Source organism: Silvania sp. (assembly GCF_051656365.1).
In the GTDB taxonomy this organism is placed as follows: Bacteria; Pseudomonadota; Gammaproteobacteria; order Enterobacterales; family Enterobacteriaceae; genus Enterobacter; species Enterobacter hatchlandensis.
The window spans coordinates 1-3308 of record NZ_JBOGBT010000098.1; the positions used below are offsets into that span (position 1 = coordinate 1).

At 60.3% G+C, this 3308-nt stretch carries 3 protein-coding genes; 2 read left to right on the forward strand and 1 reads right to left on the reverse strand.

Annotated elements, in window-relative coordinates; genetic code table 11:
• Positions 1 to 872, reverse strand: an 872-nt coding sequence (iaaA, locus tag ACRDD5_RS19620) for a beta-aspartyl-peptidase (RefSeq protein WP_438677737.1), incomplete at its 3' end; no start/stop codon positions are given.
• 189 nt (positions 873 to 1061) lie between these two features.
• On the opposite strand from iaaA, the gene moeA reads away from it, so the two are divergent.
• The gene (gene moeA / locus ACRDD5_RS19625) at positions 1062 to 2294 is read left to right on the forward strand and encodes a molybdopterin molybdotransferase MoeA (protein ID WP_438677738.1); all 1233 of its coding nucleotides are present in this window, start codon (positions 1062 to 1064) and stop codon (positions 2292 to 2294) included.
• 2 nt (positions 2295 to 2296) lie between these two features.
• A complete protein-coding gene (gene moeB, locus ACRDD5_RS19630) occupies positions 2297 to 3049 on the forward strand; it encodes a molybdopterin-synthase adenylyltransferase MoeB (RefSeq protein ID WP_438677739.1) in 753 nt (250 codons plus the stop codon).
• Positions 3050 to 3308 lie beyond the last annotated feature (259 nt).

A 3308-nucleotide genomic window follows, 5' to 3' on the forward strand; every position in this document is an offset into this window, starting at 1 on the left:
CTGTTAAAAGGCAACGCCACGTTACCCTCACGATCGACGGCAATCAGGCCGCCGCTGCCGTCGAGAGCGGGAAGTTTTTCCATCACCACCCGCTCGCAGGCTTCGGCCAGGCTTAAGCCGCCGTAGTCCATCAGCGCCGCAATGTCATAGGCCGCCAGGGTGCGGATAAACACCTCGCCGGTGCCGGTACAGGAGACCGCCACGCTGGCGTTATTGGCGTAGCAGCCCGCGCCGGGTATGGGAGTGTCGCCCACCCGTCCCGGGAGTTTATTGGTCATCCCGCCCGTCGACGTAGCCGCCGCCAGGTTCCCGGCCTTGTCCAGCGCCACGGCGCCGACGGTGCCGGTTTTGCTGGATTCGTCCAGCGGGGCGGCGTGGTCGAGACGAACATCACCTGCACCGCGCGCCGCCAGCAGCTGCTGGTAGCGCTCGGGGGTGGAAAAGATCTCCGGCGAAACGGATTCCATGCCATGGTCGAAGGCAAATTTCTCGGCGCCCTCGCCCACCAGCAGCACGTGCGGGCTTTGCTCCATCACCAGCCGCGCGGCCAGTACGGGGTTGCGCAGGTGGCTGACCCCCGCCACGGCACCGGCTTTCAGGGTAATGCCGTCCATGACGCAGGCATCCAGCTCATGGGTTTCGTCGCGGGTAAAGACCGCGCCAATCCCTGCATTGAACAACGGGCACTCCTCCAGCAGGCGCACCGCTTCGGTCACCACATCCAGCGCGCTCTCGCCCGCCTCCAGCATTCGCTGACCGTTTTCCACTATCGACGAAAGCGCCTCAACATAGCGCTGCTCTTGCGCCTGACTGAGCTGCGCCCGGGTAATCGCCCCTGCGCCGCCATGAATTGCGATGACTGCATTCCCCATTCACTTCACCTTTGCGCGCTGAATTGCCGCTTTTTCTATAAATATCATTATCGTTGCCGGAGTTTCAGATAATTTTTGAATATAGAAAGACGCAACCGTGATGTAAAGGGTAAGCCCATGGTGTCATACAGTTAACGGCACTTTTCTGCCATAATGAGCGCCTTCGCTATTACCGCGCTGGAGTAACCCATGGATTTTACCGCCGGACTGATGCCGCTTGAGACGGCTCTCACCCAGATGCTCGCGAGCATTACCCCGCTGTCAGAACAGGAAACGCTGCCGCTGCTGAGCTGTTTTGGCCGCGTCACCGCCGCTGATATTGTCTCGCCGCTCAACGTCCCGGGTTTTGATAACTCGGCGATGGATGGCTATGCCGTACGACTGGCGGATCTGGTGGCAGGCACTCCCCTGCCGGTGGCGGGCAAAGCCTTTGCCGGGCAACCCTTCCACGGTGAATGGCCAGCCGGAAGTTGCATCCGCATTATGACCGGTGCCCCGGTTCCCGCGGGCTGCGATGCGGTGGTGATGCAGGAAGAGACCGAACAGGCTGACAACGGCGTGCGGTTCACCGCCAGCGTTAAGGCAAACCAGAATATCCGTCGCAGCGGAGAGGACATCACCCAGGGCGCCACCGTTTTTGCGGCGGGGACCCGGTTGACCGTGGCCGAACTGCCGGTGCTGGCTTCGCTGGGTATTGCCAGTGTTGCGGTGGTGCGTAAAGCGCGCGTCGCGGTGTTCTCCACTGGCGATGAACTGCAACTCCCGGGCCAGCCGCTGGCAGAGGGGCAGATCTACGACACCAACCGCCTGGCGGTGCATCTGATGCTGGAGCAGCTCGGCTGTGAGGTGATTAATCTCGGCATTATTCCTGACGATCCGCAGCAGCTACGCGCCGCGTTCCTGGAAGCAAACCGCATCGCCGACGTGGTACTTAGCTCTGGCGGCGTGTCGGTGGGCGAAGCAGATTACACCAAAACCATTCTTGATGAGCTGGGCGAAATTGGGTTCTGGAAACTGGCCATCAAGCCGGGCAAACCCTTCGCCTTTGGCAAACTGCCCGACAGCTGGTTCTGCGGGCTGCCGGGCAACCCGGTCTCGGCGGCGTTCACGTTTTATCAACTGGTACAGCCTCTGCTGGCGAAATTATCCGGCAATACCGCCCACAGCCTGCCTGCCCGTCAGCGCGTGCGCGCAGCGACCCGACTGAAGAAATCGCCGGGGCGTCTCGACTTCCAGCGCGGTATTCTGGCGCGTAACGCCGACGGCGATCTGGAGGTGAGCACTACCGGCCATCAGGGTTCACATATTTTCAGCTCATTCAGCCAGGGCAACTGTTTTATCGTGCTGGAGCGCGAGCGCGGCAACGTGGAAGCCGGTGAATGGGTGGAAGTTGAGCCGTTTAACGCACTATTTGGGGGCTGATCATGGCGGTGGAACTGAGCGATAACGAGATGCTGCGCTACAACCGCCAGATCGTGCTGCGCGGCTTTGATTTTGACGGTCAGGAAGCGCTGAAAGCGGCCAACGTGCTGGTGGTGGGCCTTGGCGGGCTGGGTTGTGCCGCCGCGCAGTATCTGGCAGCCGCAGGCGTGGGGCACATGACGCTGCTCGATTTCGATACCGTTTCACTGTCCAATCTACAGCGCCAGACGCTGCACAGCGACGCCACCCTCGGCGAGCCGAAAGTGGTCTCCGCCCACGCGTCACTGGCGCGCATCAACCCCAACGTCAGGTTTACCCTTCTTAACGCGCTGCTCGATGAAACCTCGCTGTTTGCGCAGATTGCCCATCACGATCTGGTGCTCGACTGCACCGATAACGTCGCGATCCGCAACCAGCTCAACGCGGGCTGTTTTGTGCATAAAACGCCGCTGGTGTCCGGGGCGGCGATCCGCATGGAGGGGCAAGTCAGCGTCTTTACGTATGTCGAAGGCGAACCCTGCTACCGCTGCCTGAGTCGTCTGTTTGGCGAGAATGCCCTCACCTGCGTGGAAGCCGGCGTAATGGCGCCGCTGGTCGGGGTGATCGGTTCTATGCAGGCAATGGAAGCCATTAAAATGCTGGCGCATTACGGTACCCCTGCTGCGGGGAAAATCGTGATGTACGACGCGATGACCTGCCAGTTCCGCGAGATGAAGCTGATGCGTAATCCGGGGTGTGAGGTGTGTGGAGGTTAAAGCAAAACGGCAACCCTGTTGCCGTTTTTAGTGTTTGCTCCCTCTCCCTGTTGGCTGACCAATCCCCAGTAATTTTTAATCTTAAAGCAACGGAATAACGACAAGAGAATAAATCTCTTACAGCGATACCTTTGTCCGGCTGAAAATCGCCGAAGCGTTTCCTGTAGGCCGGGGCGAGGCGCATGGATGCGCCGAGAGGGCGTGACCTACATGGATGTAGGATCGCGCCCGACCCGAAGCCGGAAGGAATAAGCTGAGG

Bases quoted from the DNA above. Each gene is read 5' to 3' on its own strand.
- moeB (WP_438677739.1), top strand. From the start codon at position 2,297: ATGGCGGTGGAACTGAGCGATAACGAGATGCTGCGCTACAACCGCCAG.
- moeA (WP_438677738.1), top strand. From the start codon at position 1,062: ATGGATTTTACCGCCGGACTGATGCCGCTTGAGACGGCTCTCACCCAG.